The sequence below is a fragment of the Kineococcus auxinigenes genome (genome assembly GCF_050871525.1).
Lineage (GTDB): Bacteria > Actinomycetota > Actinomycetes > Actinomycetales > Kineococcaceae > Kineococcus.
In genome coordinates, this window is the sequence record NZ_JBKBCT010000165.1 from 1 (window position 1) to 658 (window position 658).

General features: G+C 65.0%; 1 pseudogene. It reads right to left on the reverse strand.

What is annotated here, in order from left to right:
• Positions 1–486, reverse strand: a pseudogene (locus tag ACRYR9_RS19805) (integrase domain-containing protein); the annotation flags it as partial.
• Positions 487–658: the final 172 nt, after the last annotated feature.

The window sequence follows — 658 nt, forward strand, 5'->3', positions numbered from 1 at the left end:
CTGGGCGATCTCCTCGATCTTGGCTAGCGCGTCGATGTTGTTGCCGTCCCAAGAACGGTCGGTCTCGGCGGCGTAGCTGCGCGTGTAGCCTGCCGGCCTCTCCACGTAGTCATCGATGCCGCCCACCATGTTGGTCTTGCCCATCCACGAGCACAGCGCGCGCAGGTGTGAGAGGCGCAGTTCAACGCTGCCCACCGCGAGGTTTCGTTCTGTCACCCAACGCTGCACCAACCATCGCAGGTGCTTCTCCGCCAGGTTGTAGGGCGACATGATGGTGAAGCCGCCCTCACGCAGCTCCACTGCGAGACTGAGCAACATCTGCGCGCGCTGTTTCTGCGAGATCGACGACAGCGCGCGACCGCTGACGCGGGTCTGGCTGTGCGGCTTGTGCAGGTTCTCGCCCGCCAAGACCGCGAATTCCGACTTGAACCGTTCCGGCAGCGAGTAGTTCGCCAGGATCGGCTTGAGATTGATGCGCGTCTGCACCGTGACTCCGAGTATTGGTTGCGCAGCGCGCACGTCCTCGACGCAGGTTTCCCCGCCGGCAACCGCGCCGCACTCACGGAATCCGCACCCCCGTGCTGGCTTCCCCTTTACCCGACCCACCACGGTCGGCTGCCGGTTCCCCCGGCCAGGCCCAACTTCCCCGCCTTTAGCG